Annotated in this window: 19 protein-coding genes; 13 read left to right on the top strand and 6 right to left on the bottom strand. The window is 32.4% G+C overall.

Features of this window, described 5'->3' with window-relative positions; genetic code table 11:
- Positions 1 to 132: 132 nt before the first annotated feature.
- Positions 133 to 1,764 carry an isocitrate lyase gene (locus ACTPNM_RS11650; RefSeq protein ID WP_440121945.1) on the top strand — a complete coding sequence of 544 codons (1,632 nt, stop codon included), beginning with the start codon at positions 133 to 135 and terminating at the stop codon, positions 1,762 to 1,764.
- A 191-nt stretch (positions 1,765 to 1,955) separates the two neighbouring features.
- Here ACTPNM_RS11650 and ACTPNM_RS11645 read toward each other — a convergent pair whose 3' ends face one another.
- The gene (locus tag ACTPNM_RS11645; RefSeq protein ID WP_440121944.1) at positions 1,956 to 2,333 is read right to left on the bottom strand and encodes a cupin domain-containing protein; all 378 of its coding nucleotides are present in this window, start codon (positions 2,331 to 2,333) and stop codon (positions 1,956 to 1,958) included.
- Between the two features lie 8 nt (positions 2,334 to 2,341).
- A complete protein-coding gene (locus ACTPNM_RS11640) occupies positions 2,342 to 3,304 on the bottom strand; it encodes a bifunctional helix-turn-helix transcriptional regulator/GNAT family N-acetyltransferase (RefSeq protein WP_440121943.1) in 963 nt (320 codons plus the stop codon).
- A 157-nt stretch (positions 3,305 to 3,461) separates the two neighbouring features.
- Between ACTPNM_RS11640 and ACTPNM_RS11635 the strand changes: the two genes are divergently transcribed.
- The 12 genes from ACTPNM_RS11635 to ettA all read left to right on the top strand — a co-directional run bounded on the left by ACTPNM_RS11635 (position 3,462) and on the right by ettA (position 11,549).
- Positions 3,462 to 3,812: a DoxX family protein gene (locus ACTPNM_RS11635; protein WP_274640613.1), complete on the top strand. Its 351-nt coding sequence runs from the start codon at positions 3,462 to 3,464 to the stop codon at positions 3,810 to 3,812.
- Positions 3,812 to 4,222: an OsmC family protein gene (locus ACTPNM_RS11630; protein WP_440121941.1), complete on the top strand. Its 411-nt coding sequence runs from the start codon at positions 3,812 to 3,814 to the stop codon at positions 4,220 to 4,222. Before ACTPNM_RS11635 ends, ACTPNM_RS11630 begins: the two co-directional genes overlap by 1 nt.
- Entirely contained in the window at positions 4,223 to 4,753 is a 531-nt protein-coding gene (locus ACTPNM_RS11625; RefSeq protein WP_440121940.1) for an NADPH-dependent FMN reductase, read from the top strand.
- Between the two features lie 17 nt (positions 4,754 to 4,770).
- Positions 4,771 to 5,202 carry a (4Fe-4S)-binding protein gene (locus tag ACTPNM_RS11620; RefSeq protein ID WP_440121939.1) on the top strand — a complete coding sequence of 144 codons (432 nt, stop codon included), beginning with the start codon at positions 4,771 to 4,773 and terminating at the stop codon, positions 5,200 to 5,202.
- 2 nt (positions 5,203 to 5,204) lie between these two features.
- Positions 5,205 to 5,486 (top strand): GNAT family N-acetyltransferase, encoded by a 282-nt coding sequence (locus ACTPNM_RS11615; RefSeq protein ID WP_440121938.1) that lies wholly within the window; start codon positions 5,205 to 5,207, stop codon positions 5,484 to 5,486.
- A 93-nt stretch (positions 5,487 to 5,579) separates the two neighbouring features.
- Positions 5,580 to 5,828 carry a glutaredoxin family protein gene (locus tag ACTPNM_RS11610; protein ID WP_440121937.1) on the top strand — a complete coding sequence of 83 codons (249 nt, stop codon included), beginning with the start codon at positions 5,580 to 5,582 and terminating at the stop codon, positions 5,826 to 5,828.
- A 56-nt stretch (positions 5,829 to 5,884) separates the two neighbouring features.
- Positions 5,885 to 6,325: a MarR family winged helix-turn-helix transcriptional regulator gene (locus tag ACTPNM_RS11605; RefSeq protein WP_099216225.1), complete on the top strand. Its 441-nt coding sequence runs from the start codon at positions 5,885 to 5,887 to the stop codon at positions 6,323 to 6,325.
- Positions 6,326 to 6,404: 79 nt separating this feature from the next.
- Positions 6,405 to 6,707: a phosphoribosylpyrophosphate synthetase gene (locus ACTPNM_RS11600; protein ID WP_440121935.1), complete on the top strand. Its 303-nt coding sequence runs from the start codon at positions 6,405 to 6,407 to the stop codon at positions 6,705 to 6,707.
- A gap of 188 nt (positions 6,708 to 6,895) precedes the next feature.
- Complete coding sequence (locus tag ACTPNM_RS11595) at positions 6,896 to 7,369, top strand: hypothetical protein (RefSeq protein WP_440121934.1); 474 nt, start codon at positions 6,896 to 6,898, stop codon at positions 7,367 to 7,369.
- Positions 7,370 to 7,498: 129 nt separating this feature from the next.
- Positions 7,499 to 9,523, top strand: coding sequence for an oxidoreductase (locus ACTPNM_RS11590; protein ID WP_440121933.1), 2,025 nt, complete (start codon positions 7,499 to 7,501; stop codon positions 9,521 to 9,523).
- Positions 9,524 to 9,660: 137 nt separating this feature from the next.
- Positions 9,661 to 9,837 (top strand): CAL67264 family membrane protein, encoded by a 177-nt coding sequence (locus tag ACTPNM_RS11585; RefSeq protein ID WP_099216284.1) that lies wholly within the window; start codon positions 9,661 to 9,663, stop codon positions 9,835 to 9,837.
- A 20-nt stretch (positions 9,838 to 9,857) separates the two neighbouring features.
- Positions 9,858 to 11,549 (top strand): energy-dependent translational throttle protein EttA, encoded by a 1,692-nt coding sequence (gene ettA / locus ACTPNM_RS11580; protein WP_274640621.1) that lies wholly within the window; start codon positions 9,858 to 9,860, stop codon positions 11,547 to 11,549.
- Positions 11,550 to 12,242: 693 nt separating this feature from the next.
- On the opposite strand, the gene ACTPNM_RS11575 is transcribed toward ettA, so the two are convergent.
- The 4 genes from ACTPNM_RS11575 to argS all read right to left on the bottom strand — a co-directional run bounded on the left by ACTPNM_RS11575 (position 12,243) and on the right by argS (position 16,237).
- Positions 12,243 to 12,431 carry a hypothetical protein gene (locus ACTPNM_RS11575; protein WP_440121932.1) on the bottom strand — a complete coding sequence of 63 codons (189 nt, stop codon included), beginning with the start codon at positions 12,429 to 12,431 and terminating at the stop codon, positions 12,243 to 12,245.
- A gap of 94 nt (positions 12,432 to 12,525) precedes the next feature.
- Positions 12,526 to 12,978 carry a hypothetical protein gene (locus ACTPNM_RS11570; protein ID WP_440121931.1) on the bottom strand — a complete coding sequence of 151 codons (453 nt, stop codon included), beginning with the start codon at positions 12,976 to 12,978 and terminating at the stop codon, positions 12,526 to 12,528.
- 64 nt (positions 12,979 to 13,042) lie between these two features.
- The gene (gene lpdA / locus ACTPNM_RS11565) at positions 13,043 to 14,431 is read right to left on the bottom strand and encodes a dihydrolipoyl dehydrogenase (RefSeq protein ID WP_440121929.1); all 1,389 of its coding nucleotides are present in this window, start codon (positions 14,429 to 14,431) and stop codon (positions 13,043 to 13,045) included.
- Positions 14,432 to 14,464: 33 nt separating this feature from the next.
- Positions 14,465 to 16,237, bottom strand: a complete 1,773-nt coding sequence (gene argS / locus ACTPNM_RS11560; protein ID WP_440122836.1) for an arginine--tRNA ligase — start codon at positions 16,235 to 16,237, stop codon at positions 14,465 to 14,467.
- Between the last annotated feature and the right edge of the window lie 5 nt (positions 16,238 to 16,242).

Below are 16,242 nucleotides of genomic sequence, written 5' to 3'. Positions count from 1 at the left end.
ATATTTTAATATATAGACTAAACTAGGAATATTTAATCTCGATTATCGAGTAAAAAAAGCCCTCAAAAATGCGGCAACATTTAAGAGGGCGAGCTATCAATAAAAATTAATAACCTTATCAATCACAAAATTATGAAAAATTTAGCACACGCTAATTATAGTTCTGCTTTACAAACTGTAAAAGAATTAAAGAAAAAGTTCGGATCAACTTGGCATTCAGTATCACCAGAAAATGCAGCTAGAATGGTAGCGCAAAACCGCTTTAAAACTGGCTTAGATATTGCTAGATATACCGCTGCTATTGTGCGTAAAGATATGGCTGCTTACGATGCAGATCCATCTAACTATACACAATCTTTAGGATGCTGGCATGGGTTTGTAGCACAGCAAAAAATGATTGCGGTTAAAAAACATCATAAAACTACTAGTAAACGTTATTTATATCTTTCTGGATGGATGGTAGCTGCGTTACGCTCAGAATTCGGACCGTTACCAGACCAGTCAATGCATGAAAAAACAGCAGTTCCTGCGTTAATTGAAGAAATTTATGATTTTTTGCGTCAAGCAGACGCTATTGAATTAAACGATTTATTTAGAAGATTAGAAAACGGAGAAGACGTGCAAAATGAAATCGATAATTTCGAAACGCACATTGTACCAATTATTGCAGATATTGACGCTGGTTTTGGAAATGAAGAAGCAACGTATTTATTAGCAAAAAAAATGATTCAAGCTGGCGCTTGTGCTATTCAAATAGAAAACCAAGTTTCAGACGCTAAACAATGCGGGCATCAAGATGGAAAAGTAACAGTACCACATGAAGATTTTATAGCAAAGCTTAATGCAATTAGATATGCCTTTTTAGAATTAGGTGTAGAGGATGGAGTTATTGTTGCTAGAACCGATTCGGAAGGAGCAGGATTAACTCAAAAATTACCAGTAAGTCAAGAACCAGGAGATTTAGCATCTCAATATTTAGCATTTGTAGAAGCTGAAGAAATTACGATTGAAGAAGCAAGAGAAGATGATGTGTTATTAAAACGTGAAGGAAAGTTAGTGCGTCCTGTACGTTTGGCAAATGGTTTGTATAAATTTAGAGAAGGGACTAATATCGATAGGGTAGTGTTAGATTGTATTACAAGCTTACAAAATGGTGCAGATTTACTTTGGATTGAAACACCTACACCTCATGTAGGTCAAATAGCAAATATGGTAAATAGAGTAAGAGCTGTAGTACCAAATGCAAAATTAGTATACAACAACTCGCCATCATTTAACTGGACTTTAAATTTCCGTAATCAAGCATATGATGAAATGGTAATACAAGGATATGATGTTTCAATGTATGACAGAAATAATTTAATGGATGCAGCTTATGACGGATCACAGCTTTGTCAATTAGCTGATGAAAAAATTCGCACTTTCCAAATAGATGGGGCAAGAGAAGCAGGAATCTTTCATCATTTAATCACCTTACCAACGTATCATACAACAGCACTACATATGAACGATTTAACAGAAGGTTATTTTGGTGAAGATGGAATGTTAGCGTATGTAAAAGGTGTACAACGACAAGAAATTAGAAAAGGAGTGTCGTGTGTAAAACATCAACGTATGGCTGGTTCAGATTTAGGAGATGATCACAAAATGTTTTTCGCAGGAGACAAGGCATTAAAAGCGGGTGGAGAAAAAAATACGTCTAATCAATTTGAAGCAAGAGCAAAAGATAAAAGATTAGAAGAAGAAAGTGCAGTGGTTATATAAAAAATCTTAGTTGTTTGTAAACTTCCCGTTATGTTTGGTTTGTTTCAATTGTTTGTTTACATAGCGGGAATTTTACTTATTAATTTAACGGTATAAATTTATAATTAGCAGTTGTAAATTTTATTTTGAAGTAGTAGCTCTCTTTTTAAAAGAGAGCTTTTTCATTTTGATAATATTTTTCAATAAAAGCTTTAATATTTTTGAGTATCAATAGATTTTGTAATAGGAGTTATTACATCACCAGTGTGTTTAGTAGATTTTGTTTCAATAAGCATAATTAAACACTCTTCCAAAGAACTAACTCTATGATTGATACCTTTAGGAACTACGTATAGATCTCCTGTTTTCATTGTAAAACTAGGTTGGTTTTCAATTTCCATTAGAAGATTTCCATCAATAATATAAAAAAGCTCATCTTCATCTTCATGATTATGCCACGGAATATCTTCTCCTTTAATTTTAGCTATTTTAACGTATTCATTATTAACCTCAGAAATTATTTTAGGAGAAAAATATTCTTTTAGCTTTTCAGCTTCCTGTAGGATATTAATTGTTTGAGTTGTATCCATATCGTAAATTATCTAGATTTTGTTTTTAGTTCCATTTTAATATTACAACGTTCATATGGGCAACCTTCTTCTACTGGAATTTCTAAAAAGCCAAATTTTCTATAAATGTAAATAGCATTTTCTAGCTTTGTGTTAGAGTAAAGAACGAGTTTGTCAAAATTATTTTCTTTGGCAAAATCAATACAATGCTGCATAAGTTGTTGTCCTATTTTGTAACCTCTGTGTTTTGGTGAAACAGCCATTTTAGTTAGTTCATAAACGTTGGGTTCGTCCATTGGCATCAAAGCAACAGTACCAACAATTTCGTTATTTAATGTAGCAAAGAAAATACGTCCTCCTTTGTTAATAATATATGTATGAGGGTTGCTTAAAACTTCCTTATCATAAGGTTCTACGTAGAAAAATGTTTCTAACCATTCAATATTCAAATCGTAAAAAGAAGAGCTATACTCTTCTTTAAATGTGGTAATTGCTACAGTGTTTTTTGTTGTATTCATTTTTATATGTTCAATAATAGCTTTACTGAAGGGTTTTTCGTTAAATTTAGCTTCTAACTCATTTATAAGTTCAGTTAGAGACTCAGATTTTATATTTGTATACTCTTTAATAATGTACTCAATACTGTTCCAAATTGGGGTAACACTTTTGATAAGTCTTTTTCCTTTATCGGATACAAAAACAACTTTTTTTCGCTTATCTAACTTATCTTCTTTTAGAATGATAAGTCCTTTTTTTTGAAGTTTATTAATTGCTTGCGTTGTAGCAGGTTGTGATGTTTTTAAACTGTTGGTAATCTCAGTATTTGTTACACCATCTTTGTTTTTTATAATTTTAAAAGTAGGGAATAGGTAAGGGTCAAAGTCAATATTAAACTCATCATATACCAATTGTGTTTCACGCATCATATATTCACTAGTTCTCTTTAATCTAGAACCTAAACCTATTTCTCCTAATCCTTTTAATGCATCCATTTATAAAATATAAGTACTTATATAATTACAAATATAAATGTTTTTTTGATTTCAAATAGTTGCTTATTAATTTTAATAAATACCTAGAGAATATATACCATGGAGAATAATTGAAAAATTTCATATATTTGTAAAAGAATTTTAACAACAATTAAAAATGAAAAGAGATAAAATTATTTTTTATGTAGCTACAGGCTTGTTAACACTATTGATGTTTTTTTCAGCAGGAATGTATTTTTTTAACCATGGAGAAGTAGCTAAAATGTTTACAACATTTGGGTATCCAACATACATTATTTATCCCTATGCAATAGCAAAAATATTAGGTTTAGTAGCATTGTGGTTTTTTAGAGGGAAGTTTATAAATGAATGGGCATATGCAGGCTTTTTCTTTGCGTTCATTCTTGCCTTTTTTGCTCATTTTATGATTGGAGATGGAGAGCAAACAGGTGCTGCAATTGCAATGGTACTAGTAATAGTTTCGTATATTTATAGTAAAAAAATATAATGAGCAATAATCCAACATCAACAGTTACTTTAACTGAACGAAATTACTTAGCAGAAGGTAAAATGAGAAATCATTTTGCCGTTATTGATGAACCTTTGGATAAAGGAGGAGACGATAACGGACCAACCCCAGTAGAATATTTATTAACAGCAATTGGCGGTTGTGTATCAATAACACTGCGAATGTACGCAGAAAGAAAAGGGTGGGACTTAGGAAGAGTTACAGTAAATGTCAGTCAAAAAGAACAATTAACTCCAGAAGGAATTAAAAAATCATTAGTAGAAGAAATTTCTTTTGAAAAGGAAATTACGGATGAGCAACGTGTCAAATTATTAGAAATAGCAGGTAAGTGCCCAGTAGCTAAAATGGTGAAGGGAGAAACTGAAATCGATTCAAAAATAACAACATAAATGAAGAGTATAATCGCTTTTGCGGGGAGTAATAGTAAAAAATCAATAAACAAACAATTAGTAATATACGCTTCAGGTTTTTTAAAGGAAGTTGAGGTTTCTGTATTAGACTTAAATGATTATCCATTACCTATTTATGGAGTTGATAAGGAAGCGGAAAGCGGTATTCCAGAAAATGCGGTAAAATTTCTGGATAAAATTAAAAAAGCAGATGGAATTGCGGTATCGTTAGCTGAACATAACGGAAATTTTACGGTAGCTTTTAAAAATATAATAGATTGGATGTCGCGTATAGAACAAAAAGTATGGCATAACAAACCTGTGTTATTATTATCTACCTCGCCCGGAGGAAGAGGTGGAGCATCATCTATGTCCATAGCAAAAAACGGTTTTCCACACATGGGGGCAAATGTCATAGCTAATTTTTCTTTACCAAAATTTTATGATAACTTTAAAGACGGAAGGGTTGTAAATGAGGAATTTAATAAAAAAATAAAAGAGGCCGTTGCAACTTTCCAAAAAGCAGTATAAACATAAAATTTAATATTATGTCAGAAGCAAAGGAAATTGTAAAAAAATATAGTAATGATGATATTACTGTAGTTTGGAAACCAAATACATGTATCCACTCAAAAAAATGTTGGAAAGGTTTGATACAGGTTTTTAATCCACAAAATAGACCATGGATTAATATGGATGGAGCAACTACAGAAAGAATTAAAAAACAAGTAGAAGAGTGTCCATCAGGAGCTTTATCATACATTTCAAAAAGAGAAGATAATCAAGCAGCAGCTCATACAGAAACTAAAGTAGAAGCTCTAGAAAATGGCCCTTTATTAATCTATGGAACCTTGCATGTAACCAATCCAGATGGTAGTACAGAAAAGAAAAGTAAAACAACTGCTTTTTGTAGGTGTGGAGCTTCTCATAATAAGCCATATTGTGATGGTACGCATGTAAAGGTAGAGTTTAAAGGATAATCATGAAGGTACAGCAAGAAGACAAAGGAGGTAAGGGAGAGTTTTATATTGAAGTTAATGGAAGTAGGGATGCATTAATGACTTACACTTGGGCAGGGAAAGATAAATTAATTATAGATCATACCGAGGTTGGAGATAGTTTAAGAGGAAAAGGAGCCGGATACAAGTTAGTAGCAGCTTCAGTTGAGTTTGCGAGGAGTAAAAATATTAAAATCCTTCCTTTATGTCCGTTTGCTAAATCAGTTTTTGATAAAAAGCCAGAATATTCAAACGTTTTAGCATAAACAAAATTCCTTTTCAGTATTTGTAAAGAGTTTATATTCCTTGGTATATAAATGTGTGTTTTGTATTTTTGTACTCAAAATAAGGAGGTTAAAATGAAGATAGTTTTATACGGTAGAAAAGGACATGCACATACAGTTGCATATAAAAACTTTCTAAAATCTGCAGAAGTATCATTTGAAAACAAAGATGTTTCTGTTGATAACGAAGCAAAGGAGCATACTAAAGAATTGTATGAAGGTCAAGTAAAATATCCAACACTATTTGTTGATGAAGAAGTGTACTTAACACCATCATCGGATACTTTTAACAAATTAATGCAAGACTTAAAGTTAAAAGGGTAATCTTTTTTATTAAATAATATAAACCGGCTAATGGCTAAATAGTCGATAACAAAACAATGGGAGATATTTCAAAAGACATCAATTCAAAATTTCCAAATAATAAAATCAAAGCTTTTATAAATATTAAATATACTGCTAACTGGATAAACAGTAAAGAAAATGAGTTTTTTAAGCAGTATAGTATTTCGCCACAACAATTTAATATTCTTCGTATTTTAAGAGGAGCAAAAAAAGCAATAAAAGTTCAAACAATTAAAGATAGAATGATTGAACGAGCTCCGAATGCCACAAGATTAATGGATAAATTATGTGAGAAAAACTTAATTGACCGTGAAAGATGTGAAGATGATAGAAGAGTGGTTTATATAAGTATTACCCAACAGGGAAAAAAGCTTTTAAAAACAATAGATGATAAATTGCATTTAGATTTTATTGATAATTTAACAGAAGAAGAAGCCACACAACTTAGTGGTTTATTGGATAAAATAAGACAGTAAATTTTGTGCTTATTTATTAAATAAATAGGAAATCTAGTTTAAATATTGTATCTTTTAAGAAAGTGAAAAGATATAAGTCATGTATACATACGATACACTTTCAGAAGCATTAAAGGACCTGCAAAAAAGAGGGTTTACTCTTGATTTTAACCTGAGAGAAAAGGAAATAGAGAGTAAAAATACTAAAGAAATTTTTCCTCCAGATTTCTTTGAGGTAGTAGAAGTATATCGATTTGAAGGAATGAGCAGTACAGGAGACAACTCTGTTGTATATGCAATTCAAACAAAAACAGGTGTTAAAGGAGTTTTAGTTGATGCTTACGGGGTTTATGCCAATTCTCTTTCCCCAGAAATGATTCAAAAACTAAAAATAGTTCATTAACATAAAAATAAAAAGACAATTTTTTTTGATTTTCTCTTTTTTTTGTAACCAAAAATTGTTTAAAAAAGGGCTAATCACCTCATAAAATAAAGGTGTTTCCCTTATATAATAAATAACCTTTTGCCTATAAGTTTCTAAATAGAGGTAAGATATATTTGGGCTAATTAATTAACCCAAACTAATATTTTATGAAAACTTTAAAAACCCTAATGTTTGTAAGTATCTTTTTCCTGGTATTTGCATCATGTCAAAACGAAGAAACTGTATTACCAAACGAAACTCAGACAGAAGCAATTGATGCTAAAGCTGCAAAATCCACAGATGATTTAAGATTAGATTACCATGAAGACTACGGAGTAGTTAGAGCGGATGAATACCCAATGAATCCAGAAGGTGTTACAAAACCAACCTTAGATCTATTTTTAGAAAAAGGAAACCTTAAAAAAGAAGATTTAAAAAGTTACCGTATTGTAAAAGATGAATTTTCAGGTATAGGTTTAGCAGAGCATAGAATGGAGGATGGTAATGTAATACAAGTACCGCACGAGTATGAAAGGCAACCAGTTTATAGATTTGAAGCTGAACTAAATGATGGAACTAAAGTTAGAATTATTATAATTATAATATGTTCAAATGGTTTAATTATAATCATTTGGTGGTAATAGAATAAGTAAGTATTTCTAAAAGACCTTATACACAAGTATGAGGTCTTTTTTATATGAAAAACATATTATAAAAATATGTATCTTGCAATTTGTTATGCGTGCATAATATTTTATAAAAATAAAACAATGAAATACAAACATATTTTCGAGCCATTAGACTTAGGCTTTACAACTTTAAAAAATAGAGTATTAATGGGCTCTATGCATACTGGTTTAGAAGAAGAAAAAAATGGAATTGAACGTATTGCTGCTTATTATGCAGAACGTGCACGTGGTGGAGTAGGTTTGATTGTTACAGGAGGAATTTCTCCAAATATTCAGGGATGGACAGCTCCTTTCTCTGCTCGTATGAGCACAAAAAAGCATGCAAGAGAGCATAAAGTAATTACAGAAGCAGTCCATAAAGAAGGAGGTAAAATATGTATGCAAATTTTACATTCTGGCCGTTACGGTTACCACCCATTCAATGTGGCACCTTCAAAAATAAAATCACCAATAACTCCTTTTAAACCGTTTGCCTTAAAGCAATCAGGAATACGAAGAACAGTAAAAGATTTTGTTAACTGTGCTAAGTTATCACAAGAAGCAGGATATGATGGAGTAGAAATCATGGGGTCTGAAGGTTATTTAATCAATCAGTTTATAGTAACAAGAACAAATAAACGAACCGATGATTATGGAGGGAAATATGAAAACAGAATTCGTTTAGCAGTAGAGTTAGTTCGAAAAATTAGAGAAACAGTTGGTGAGCATTTTATCATTATCTATCGTTTATCAATGTTAGATTTGGTAGAACAAGGAAGTTCTTGGGAAGAAGTGGTACAACTAGGAAAAGAAATAGAAAAAGCTGGAGCTACTATTATCAATACAGGTATTGGTTGGCATGAAGCACGAATACCTACTATTGCAACTTCAGTACCTAGGGCTGCGTTTACTTGGGTAACTAAAAAAATGAAAGAAGAATTATCTATTCCGTTAGTTACTTCTAACAGAATTAATATGCCTGATACTGCTGAGAAAGTACTAGCAGAAGGACATGCAGATATGATTTCAATGGCACGTCCGTTTTTAGCTGATCCTGAATGGGTAAATAAAGCGAAAGAAGAAAGAGTAGACGAAATAAACACTTGTATAGCTTGTAATCAAGCTTGTTTAGACCATGCTTTTCAGAAAAAAGTGGCAAGCTGTTTAGTAAACCCAAGAGCATGTCATGAAACAGAGCTAAACTATAATCCAACATCAAAAAAGAAAAAAATAGCAGTTGTAGGTGCAGGACCAGCAGGATTAGCAGCTTCAACAGTAGCAGCACAAAGAGGACATGATGTAACCTTATTTGATGCAGATAAAGAAACAGGAGGTCAGTTTAATATAGCAAAACAGATTCCAGGAAAAGAAGAGTTTTATGAAACCATTCGTTACTTTAATAAACAGCTAGAATTACACAACGTAAATGTAAAGTTAAACACAAGAGTTTCTGCAGAAGATTTATACAATGGTAATTTTGATGAGGTTGTTTTAGCAACAGGAATTACGCCAAGAACTCCAAGAATAGAAGGTGTAGAGCACGAAAAAGTATTGAGTTATATAGATGTTGTAAAATTAAAGAAACCCGTTGGTAAACGTGTTGCGGTTATTGGAGCAGGAGGAATTGGTTTTGATGTTTCAGAATACTTAGCTCACGAGGGGGAGAGTACTTCTTTAAATGTAGATGCTTGGTTAAAAGAATGGGGAATAGATAAAACATTAGAAGCACGTGCAGGAATTGAAGGAATTGCTCCAAAAATTCATCCTTCACCTAGAGAAATATTTATGTTCAAGCGTAGTTCAGGGAAGTTTGGAGGAAATTTAGGAAAAACTACAGGATGGATTCATCGTTCAGTATTAAAAAGAAAAAAAGTACAGTTTATTAATGAGGTACAGTACACAAAAATAGATGACGAAGGTTTGCATTATGTTCAAAATGAAGAACAAAAAGTATTACCAGTAGATAATGTAATTATTTGTGCAGGTCAAATTCCGTTTAAAGAATTATTAGAACCATTAGAAGCTAAAGGAATGAAAGTACATGTAATTGGAGGAGCAGATGTTGCAGCAGAATTAGACGCAAAGAGAGCCATAAATCAAGGAAGTAGGTTAGCTGCTGAACTTTAGTTTATACATAAATTTAAAATCACTAAAAAAGTCTTGCCAATGCAAGACTTTTTTTATGCACACAACTACAGTGAATAAGTCTAAATAATTACCGATATTTGTAGCTCACATTTTTTTGAAAAAAGTAAATTATGGCAATGAACAAAAACACTGTCCTAGGTTGGGCAACGCTTATAATGGTATTAATGGGGATTTTACTTATATGTTTAGCAGTATTTAAGTATGATGAAATAGCTGGATATGGCTTTGGAGCTGTTGGTTTAGGTTTTTTTGCAAATGCATGGGTATTTAATGCCTTAAAAGGAAGAGTTTAATTAAAGAAAAAAATAAAGAAATGAGCGACGATAAAAAAGTCATTTTTTCAATGAATAAGGTCTCTAAGACCTACCAAAGTACAGGAAAACAAGTTTTAAAAGATATTTATTTAAGTTTCTTTTATGGAGCTAAAATTGGTATTTTAGGTTTAAACGGTTCGGGTAAATCTACTTTATTAAAAATTATAGCAGGAGTAGAAAAAAATTACCAAGGAGATGTTACATTTTCACCAGGTTATAAGGTTGGATATTTAGAACAAGAGCCACAATTAGATGAAAACAAAACTGTTTTAGAAGTTGTTAAAGAAGGAGCAGCAGAAACTGTTGCTATTTTAGATGAATACAACAAGATAAATGACATGTTTGGTTTAGAGGAAGTGTATTCTGATGCGGATAAGATGCAAAAATTAATGGATCGTCAAGCTGAACTACAAGATAAAATTGATGCATCTAATGCTTGGGAGTTAGATACTAAGTTAGAAATTGCCATGGATGCGTTACGTACGCCTGAAGGTGATAAAAAAATAGGAGTATTATCAGGAGGAGAGCGTCGTCGTGTAGCCTTATGTCGTTTATTATTACAAGAACCAGAAATTTTATTGTTAGATGAGCCTACCAACCACTTAGATGCAGAATCTGTACATTGGTTAGAGCACCATTTAGCACAATATAAAGGAACCGTAATTGCAGTAACGCATGACCGTTATTTCTTAGATAATGTTGCAGGATGGATTTTAGAGTTAGATAGAGGAGAAGGTATTCCTTGGAAAGGGAATTACTCATCTTGGTTAGATCAGAAGTCAAAACGTTTGGCTCAAGAAAGCAAGACAGCATCTAAACGTCAAAAAACATTAGAGCGAGAGTTAGAATGGGTACGTCAAGGAGCAAAAGGTCGTCAAACAAAGCAAAAAGCACGTTTGAAGAACTATGAGAAGTTAATGAGCCAAGACCAAAAGCAAACGGAAGAAAAATTAGAAATCTATATTCCAAACGGTCCACGTTTAGGAACGAATGTAATTGAAGCTACTGGTGTTTCTAAAGCTTACGGAGATAAGTTATTATATGAAAACTTAGAATTTAATTTACCACAAGCAGGAATTGTAGGAATTATTGGTCCAAACGGAGCAGGTAAGACTACTATTTTTAGAATGATTATGGGAGAAGAAACTCCTGATGCTGGAAGTTTTAAAGTAGGGGAGACAGCTAAAATTGCTTACGTAGATCAATCACATTCAAACATAGACCCTGAAAAATCTATTTGGGAGAACTTTTCAGAAGGTCAGGATTTAGTGATGATGGGAGGTAAGCAAGTAAATTCGAGAGCTTATCTAAGTCGCTTTAACTTTTCAGGAAGTGAGCAAAACAAAAAAGTAGCTACTCTATCTGGAGGAGAACGTAACCGTTTACATTTAGCAATGACTCTAAAAGAAGAAGGTAATGTATTGTTATTAGATGAGCCTACTAACGATTTAGATGTAAATACGCTACGAGCTTTAGAAGAAGGTTTAGAGAATTTTGCAGGTTGTGCTGTAGTAATATCGCACGATAGATGGTTCTTAGACCGTATTTGTACACATATCTTAGCCTTTGAAGGAGATAGTCAAGTGTATTTCTTTGAAGGTTCTTTCTCTGATTATGAAGAAAATAAGAAGAAACGTTTAGGAGGTGATTTAATGCCTAAGCGAATTAAATACAAGAAGTTAATTAGATAAAATTATTGTCTAATATTTTATAAAATAAAACTCGAAGTTAGCAGCTTCGAGTTTTTTCTTTTTCTATAACAATTGTCCCCTCAATGTAAAACTGTTTTGTAGATAGTTTTTCATAGTATAGCGAATTGTGTTAAAGTTTTCTTAACAACAATTATTGTGCCGTAAACTCAATAAAATAACATTTTTATTGAATTTCTGTTATTTTTTACCGTTTTACGGTAAATTATCTGTTTTTAGTACTGTGTAAAAAACCTCACCATTTATTGATGAGGTTTATAAGTATTTATATTTCATGAGTTTAGTAGCACTTTTCAAAGTAGCCATCAACACAGCAATATGGAACATCAGTAATACAGTGTACAGGAGAAGGGTATTGGCTGTTACAGGCCAAACCTTCTCTAGGGCATATGCTAGTAATTCCACCTGTAATAGATTTTTGCTCAGAAGCTTTTAAGACAAGCCCAATGTTTGAAATATTTTTTAACATAATCATAAATTTTAAAGTTGTTATAAATTTATGTATTAAGTCAAAAGTAAACTTTAGAAAAACCGTAATAAATGTAAGGTAATTACGTATTTTAAAAACAAACCTCACCAAATTAGGTGAGGTTTACGAACTTTTATATGTTCTTTAATAATCCTTTTTTGAAACTTTAACTAAATTAATAGCTCTTTGTGTTATAAGGTATACTATTAACTACATATTTCATAAAAACCATTAACGCAACAAAAGTTTACCGCTGGAAGGCATTCAGAAGGAAATTGAGATCCACTAGAACAACGATCTCCTAAAGAACATTCTTTCATATCATTTCCTCCTTTTACTGATTTTTGCTCTTCTTTCTTTAAAATAGTTCCTACTTCTAAAATATTTCTTAACATAAGTGTAAATTTTTATTATAAAACAAATTTATATTATAGAAGTCAAGAAACTTGATTAAAAACCGTAATAAGAATAAGGGAATTACGTACTTTTTTAATTATGAAAAGCAGCATTATGCGCTAAATCTCCGTTACAACTGTTACACTTTCCAGTAGTATCTGCCCCTCCAGCACAACCGTTGGTACAGGTGTAATGATATTGTCCAGAAGCATTAGGTCCAGAAGTAGTCTGTGTTGCAGGAGTTGATATTGGAGAGTTAGAAGTTTTGTTTTGAGTATTATGAAATCCTTGGTTATGAGCAAGAGGAGTTTTACAAACAGGGCAAGAAGTACCTTGAACACTTGAAGTTCCTCCTTCACACTTTTTAGGGCATATATAATGCGCTCCTCCAATAATATTAACAGAATTATTGTTATTATTTGGAAGTTGTGGAGTTGGACGTTCACTAAAAGGAACTGTTAATGGATTTACGGGTGTTTTCTTCTCTTCTGTTTTACAAGAATAAAAACAGCATAATAAAACGAATATTGGGAGTATTTTTTTCATATTCAAATATAAAAAAACCTCGCCAAAAAAGACGAGGTTATAATTTATATAAAGTTTGTAAATTTTATAAATGAATTACTTCATCATAAGCATCTGCAACAGCTTCCATAACCGCTTCACTCATGGTTGGGTGAGGGTGGATAGCTTTTAATACTTCATGACCAGTAGTTTCTAATTTACGACCTAAAACAGCTTCAGCAATCATGTCAGTTACACCAGCACCAATCATGTGGCATCCTAACCATTCACCATATTTAGCATCAAAAATAACTTTTACAAATCCGTCAGGAGTTCCAGCAGCTTTAGCTTTACCTGAAGCAGAGAATGGGAATTTTCCAACTTTTAATTCGTAACCTTTTTCCTTTGCTTGCTCTTCAGTTAAACCAACAGAAGCAATCTCAGGAGTAGCATAGGTACAACCAGGAATGTTTCCATAGTCGATAGATTCAGTATGCAGACCAGCAATTTTTTCAACACAGGTAATTCCTTCTGCAGAAGCAACGTGAGCAAGTGCAGGACCAGGAGTAACATCACCAATAGCATAATAACCAGGAATATTAGTTTGATACCAATCGTTTACTAAGATTTTATCTCTATCAGTAATAATACCCACATCTTCTAAACCGATGTTTTCAATGTTGGTTTTAATACCAACAGCAGATAATACGATGTCTGCTTCTAAAACTTCTTCTCCTTTTTTAGTTTTAACGGTAGCTTTTACTCCGTCACCAGAAGTATCAACAGATTCTACAGAAGAACTAGTCATTACTTTAATTCCAGCTTTTTTGAAAGAACGTTCCATTTGTTTAGAAACATCTTTATCTTCTACAGGAACAATTGTTGGCATAAACTCAACAACAGTAACGTCAGTTCCCATTGAGTTATAGAAGTGAGCAAACTCAACTCCAATAGCACCAGAACCTACAACAATCATTGATTTTGGTTGTTTAGGTAAGCTCATAGCCTCACGATATCCGATAACTTTTTTACCGTCTTGAGGTAAACTTGGTAACTCACGTGAACGAGCTCCAGTTGCAATAATGATATGGTCAGCTGAATACTCAGTTACTTTACCATCTTTATCAGTAACATCAACTTTTTTACCAGCTTTTACCTTTCCAAAACCATCGATGATGTCTATTTTATTTTTCTTCATTAAGAACTGAACACCTTTGCTCATTCCTTCAGCAACACCACGACTACGTTTAATAACCGCTTCAAAATCTTTATCGATTGCTTCTGCTTTTAAACCGTATTCATCAACATGTTTTAAATAATCATAAACTTGAGCAGATTTTAATAATGCTTTGGTGGGAATACATCCCCAGTTTAAGCAAATTCCACCTAAGTTTTCTTTTTCAACTACAGCGGTTTTAAATCCTAATTGAGATGCTCTAATTGCAGTTACATAACCTCCAGGACCACTTCCGATTATTAGTACGTCGTATTTCATGTTGTTTACTTTTACTTGTTGTTTGTTAATTTATTACATTCTTTCAGGAACCTGAATTCCTAATAATTTGAATGCAGATTTTATGGTGTCAGCTACTTTTTTAGATAACTGAACTCTAAATATTTTTTTATCTTGATTTTCTTCTCCTAAAATGGATACGTTTTGGTAGAATGAGTTAAACTCTTTTACCAAATCGTATGTATAATTTGCAATTATAGCAGGTGAATAATTATTTGCAGCTTGCTGAATTATTTCAGGGTACAATTCTAATTGCTTGATTAATTCTTTTTCTTTATCGTGTAATTCTACTGATACCGAAGAAGAATAATCGAAATCAGCTTTACGTAAGATTGATTGAATTCTTGCATAGGTATATTGTACAAAAGGACCTGTATTTCCTTGGAAGTCTACCGATGCTTGTGGGTCAAACAAAATTCTCTTTTTAGGATCTACCTTTAAAATGAAGTATTTTAAAGCTCCTAATCCGATAATTTTATATAATTCCTCTTTTTCCTCAGTAGAATACCCTTCTAACTTACCTAACTCTTGTGAAATTTCACGGGCTGTATTGGTCATTTCGTTCATTAAATCATCAGCATCTACTACGGTCCCTTCACGAGATTTCATTTTTCCAGAAGGTAAATCTACCATTCCGTAACTTAAGTGGAATAATTGTTTAGCCCAAGAGTATCCTAGCTTTTGTAAGATTAAGAACAACACTTTAAAGTGATAATCTTGTTCGTTACCTACAGTATATACCATTCCGTTTACATCAGGAAAATCTTTAGAACGTTGGATAGCAGTACCAATATCTTGCGTCATGTACACCGCAGTTCCATCCGAACGTAATACTAGTTTTTCGTCTAGTCCTTCGTCAGTTAAATCACACCAAACAGAACCATCTTCTTTTTTGAAGAAAACATCATTTTTAAGTCCTTCTTCAATAACATCTTTTCCTAATAAATAAGTGTTGCTTTCGTAGTATAATTTGTCAAAGTTAACTCCGATGTTTTCATAAGTAACATCGAACCCTTTATACACCCATCCGTTCATCATTTCCCAAAGGGAAACAACTTCTTTATCTCCAGCTTCCCATTTACGAAGCATTTCTTGTGCTTCTAAAAATAATGGAGCTTGTTTTTTAGCATCATCTTCAGAAATTCCTTTTGAAACTAATTCTGAAATTTCTTTTTTATACTCTTGATCAAACTTTACGTAGTAATTACCAACTAATTTATCTCCTTTTAATCCTGTAGATTCAGGAGTTTCGCCTTCTCCAAATTTTTTCCAAGCCAACATTGACTTACAAATATGGATACCACGATCGTTGATAATTTGTGTTTTGTAAACTTTATGCCCTGCAGCTTTTAAAATTTCAGCAACAGAATATCCTAATAATACATTACGAACATGTCCTAAGTGCAAAGGTTTGTTGGTGTTTGGAGAAGAATACTCTACCATTCGAGCATCTGTTTCGTCTTCTTTTACAAAACCATACCTTGCATCTGCTGCAATTTCATTAAAAAAGTTTACATAAAAAGAATCTTCAACGACTAAGTTTAAAAAACCTTTTACAACATTGTAACTGGTAACTTCGTTGATGTTTTCAACTATATATTTACCTAAATCTTCACCAATTTGAACCGGATTTCCTTTTTTGTACCGTAGTAATGGGAAGACAACAACAGTAATGTCTCCTTCAAAATCTTTACGGGTTGCTTGAAATTCTACACTAGGAATTTCTACATCATACAAGGCTAAAAATCCTTCTTTTACTTTCGTTTCTATTAACGATTGAATATTCATTGGTT

Origin of the sequence: Tenacibaculum sp. Ill, assembly GCF_051938915.1 — a bacterium.
In the GTDB taxonomy this organism is placed as follows: Bacteria; Bacteroidota; Bacteroidia; order Flavobacteriales; family Flavobacteriaceae; genus Polaribacter; species Polaribacter larymnensis.
The sequence above is the reverse complement of the archived record's forward strand: the minus strand, read 5'-3'. Positions and strand labels throughout refer to the sequence as shown.

Excerpts from the sequence above, each read along its gene's own strand:
- ACTPNM_RS11630 (WP_440121941.1), top strand. The coding sequence starts at position 3,812 with ATGAGCAATAATCCAACATCAACAGTTACTTTAACTGAACGAAATTAC.
- argS (WP_440122836.1), bottom strand. The coding sequence starts at position 16,237 with ATGAATATTCAATCGTTAATAGAAACGAAAGTAAAAGAAGGATTTTTA.
- ACTPNM_RS11640 (WP_440121943.1), bottom strand. The coding sequence starts at position 3,304 with ATGGATGCATTAAAAGGATTAGGAGAAATAGGTTTAGGTTCTAGATTA.
- ACTPNM_RS11615 (WP_440121938.1), top strand. The coding sequence starts at position 5,205 with ATGAAGGTACAGCAAGAAGACAAAGGAGGTAAGGGAGAGTTTTATATT.
- ACTPNM_RS11585 (WP_099216284.1), top strand. The coding sequence starts at position 9,661 with ATGAACAAAAACACTGTCCTAGGTTGGGCAACGCTTATAATGGTATTA.
- ACTPNM_RS11600 (WP_440121935.1), top strand. The coding sequence starts at position 6,405 with ATGTATACATACGATACACTTTCAGAAGCATTAAAGGACCTGCAAAAA.
- ettA (WP_274640621.1), top strand. The coding sequence starts at position 9,858 with ATGAGCGACGATAAAAAAGTCATTTTTTCAATGAATAAGGTCTCTAAG.
- ACTPNM_RS11575 (WP_440121932.1), bottom strand. The coding sequence starts at position 12,431 with ATGTTAAGAAATATTTTAGAAGTAGGAACTATTTTAAAGAAAGAAGAG.
- ACTPNM_RS11605 (WP_099216225.1), top strand. The coding sequence starts at position 5,885 with ATGGGAGATATTTCAAAAGACATCAATTCAAAATTTCCAAATAATAAA.
- ACTPNM_RS11650 (WP_440121945.1), top strand. The coding sequence starts at position 133 with ATGAAAAATTTAGCACACGCTAATTATAGTTCTGCTTTACAAACTGTA.
- ACTPNM_RS11610 (WP_440121937.1), top strand. The coding sequence starts at position 5,580 with ATGAAGATAGTTTTATACGGTAGAAAAGGACATGCACATACAGTTGCA.
- ACTPNM_RS11590 (WP_440121933.1), top strand. The coding sequence starts at position 7,499 with ATGAAATACAAACATATTTTCGAGCCATTAGACTTAGGCTTTACAACT.
- ACTPNM_RS11625 (WP_440121940.1), top strand. The coding sequence starts at position 4,223 with ATGAAGAGTATAATCGCTTTTGCGGGGAGTAATAGTAAAAAATCAATA.
- ACTPNM_RS11635 (WP_274640613.1), top strand. The coding sequence starts at position 3,462 with ATGAAAAGAGATAAAATTATTTTTTATGTAGCTACAGGCTTGTTAACA.
- ACTPNM_RS11645 (WP_440121944.1), bottom strand. The coding sequence starts at position 2,333 with ATGGATACAACTCAAACAATTAATATCCTACAGGAAGCTGAAAAGCTA.
- ACTPNM_RS11595 (WP_440121934.1), top strand. The coding sequence starts at position 6,896 with ATGAAAACTTTAAAAACCCTAATGTTTGTAAGTATCTTTTTCCTGGTA.
- ACTPNM_RS11570 (WP_440121931.1), bottom strand. The coding sequence starts at position 12,978 with ATGAAAAAAATACTCCCAATATTCGTTTTATTATGCTGTTTTTATTCT.
- ACTPNM_RS11620 (WP_440121939.1), top strand. The coding sequence starts at position 4,771 with ATGTCAGAAGCAAAGGAAATTGTAAAAAAATATAGTAATGATGATATT.
- lpdA (WP_440121929.1), bottom strand. The coding sequence starts at position 14,431 with ATGAAATACGACGTACTAATAATCGGAAGTGGTCCTGGAGGTTATGTA.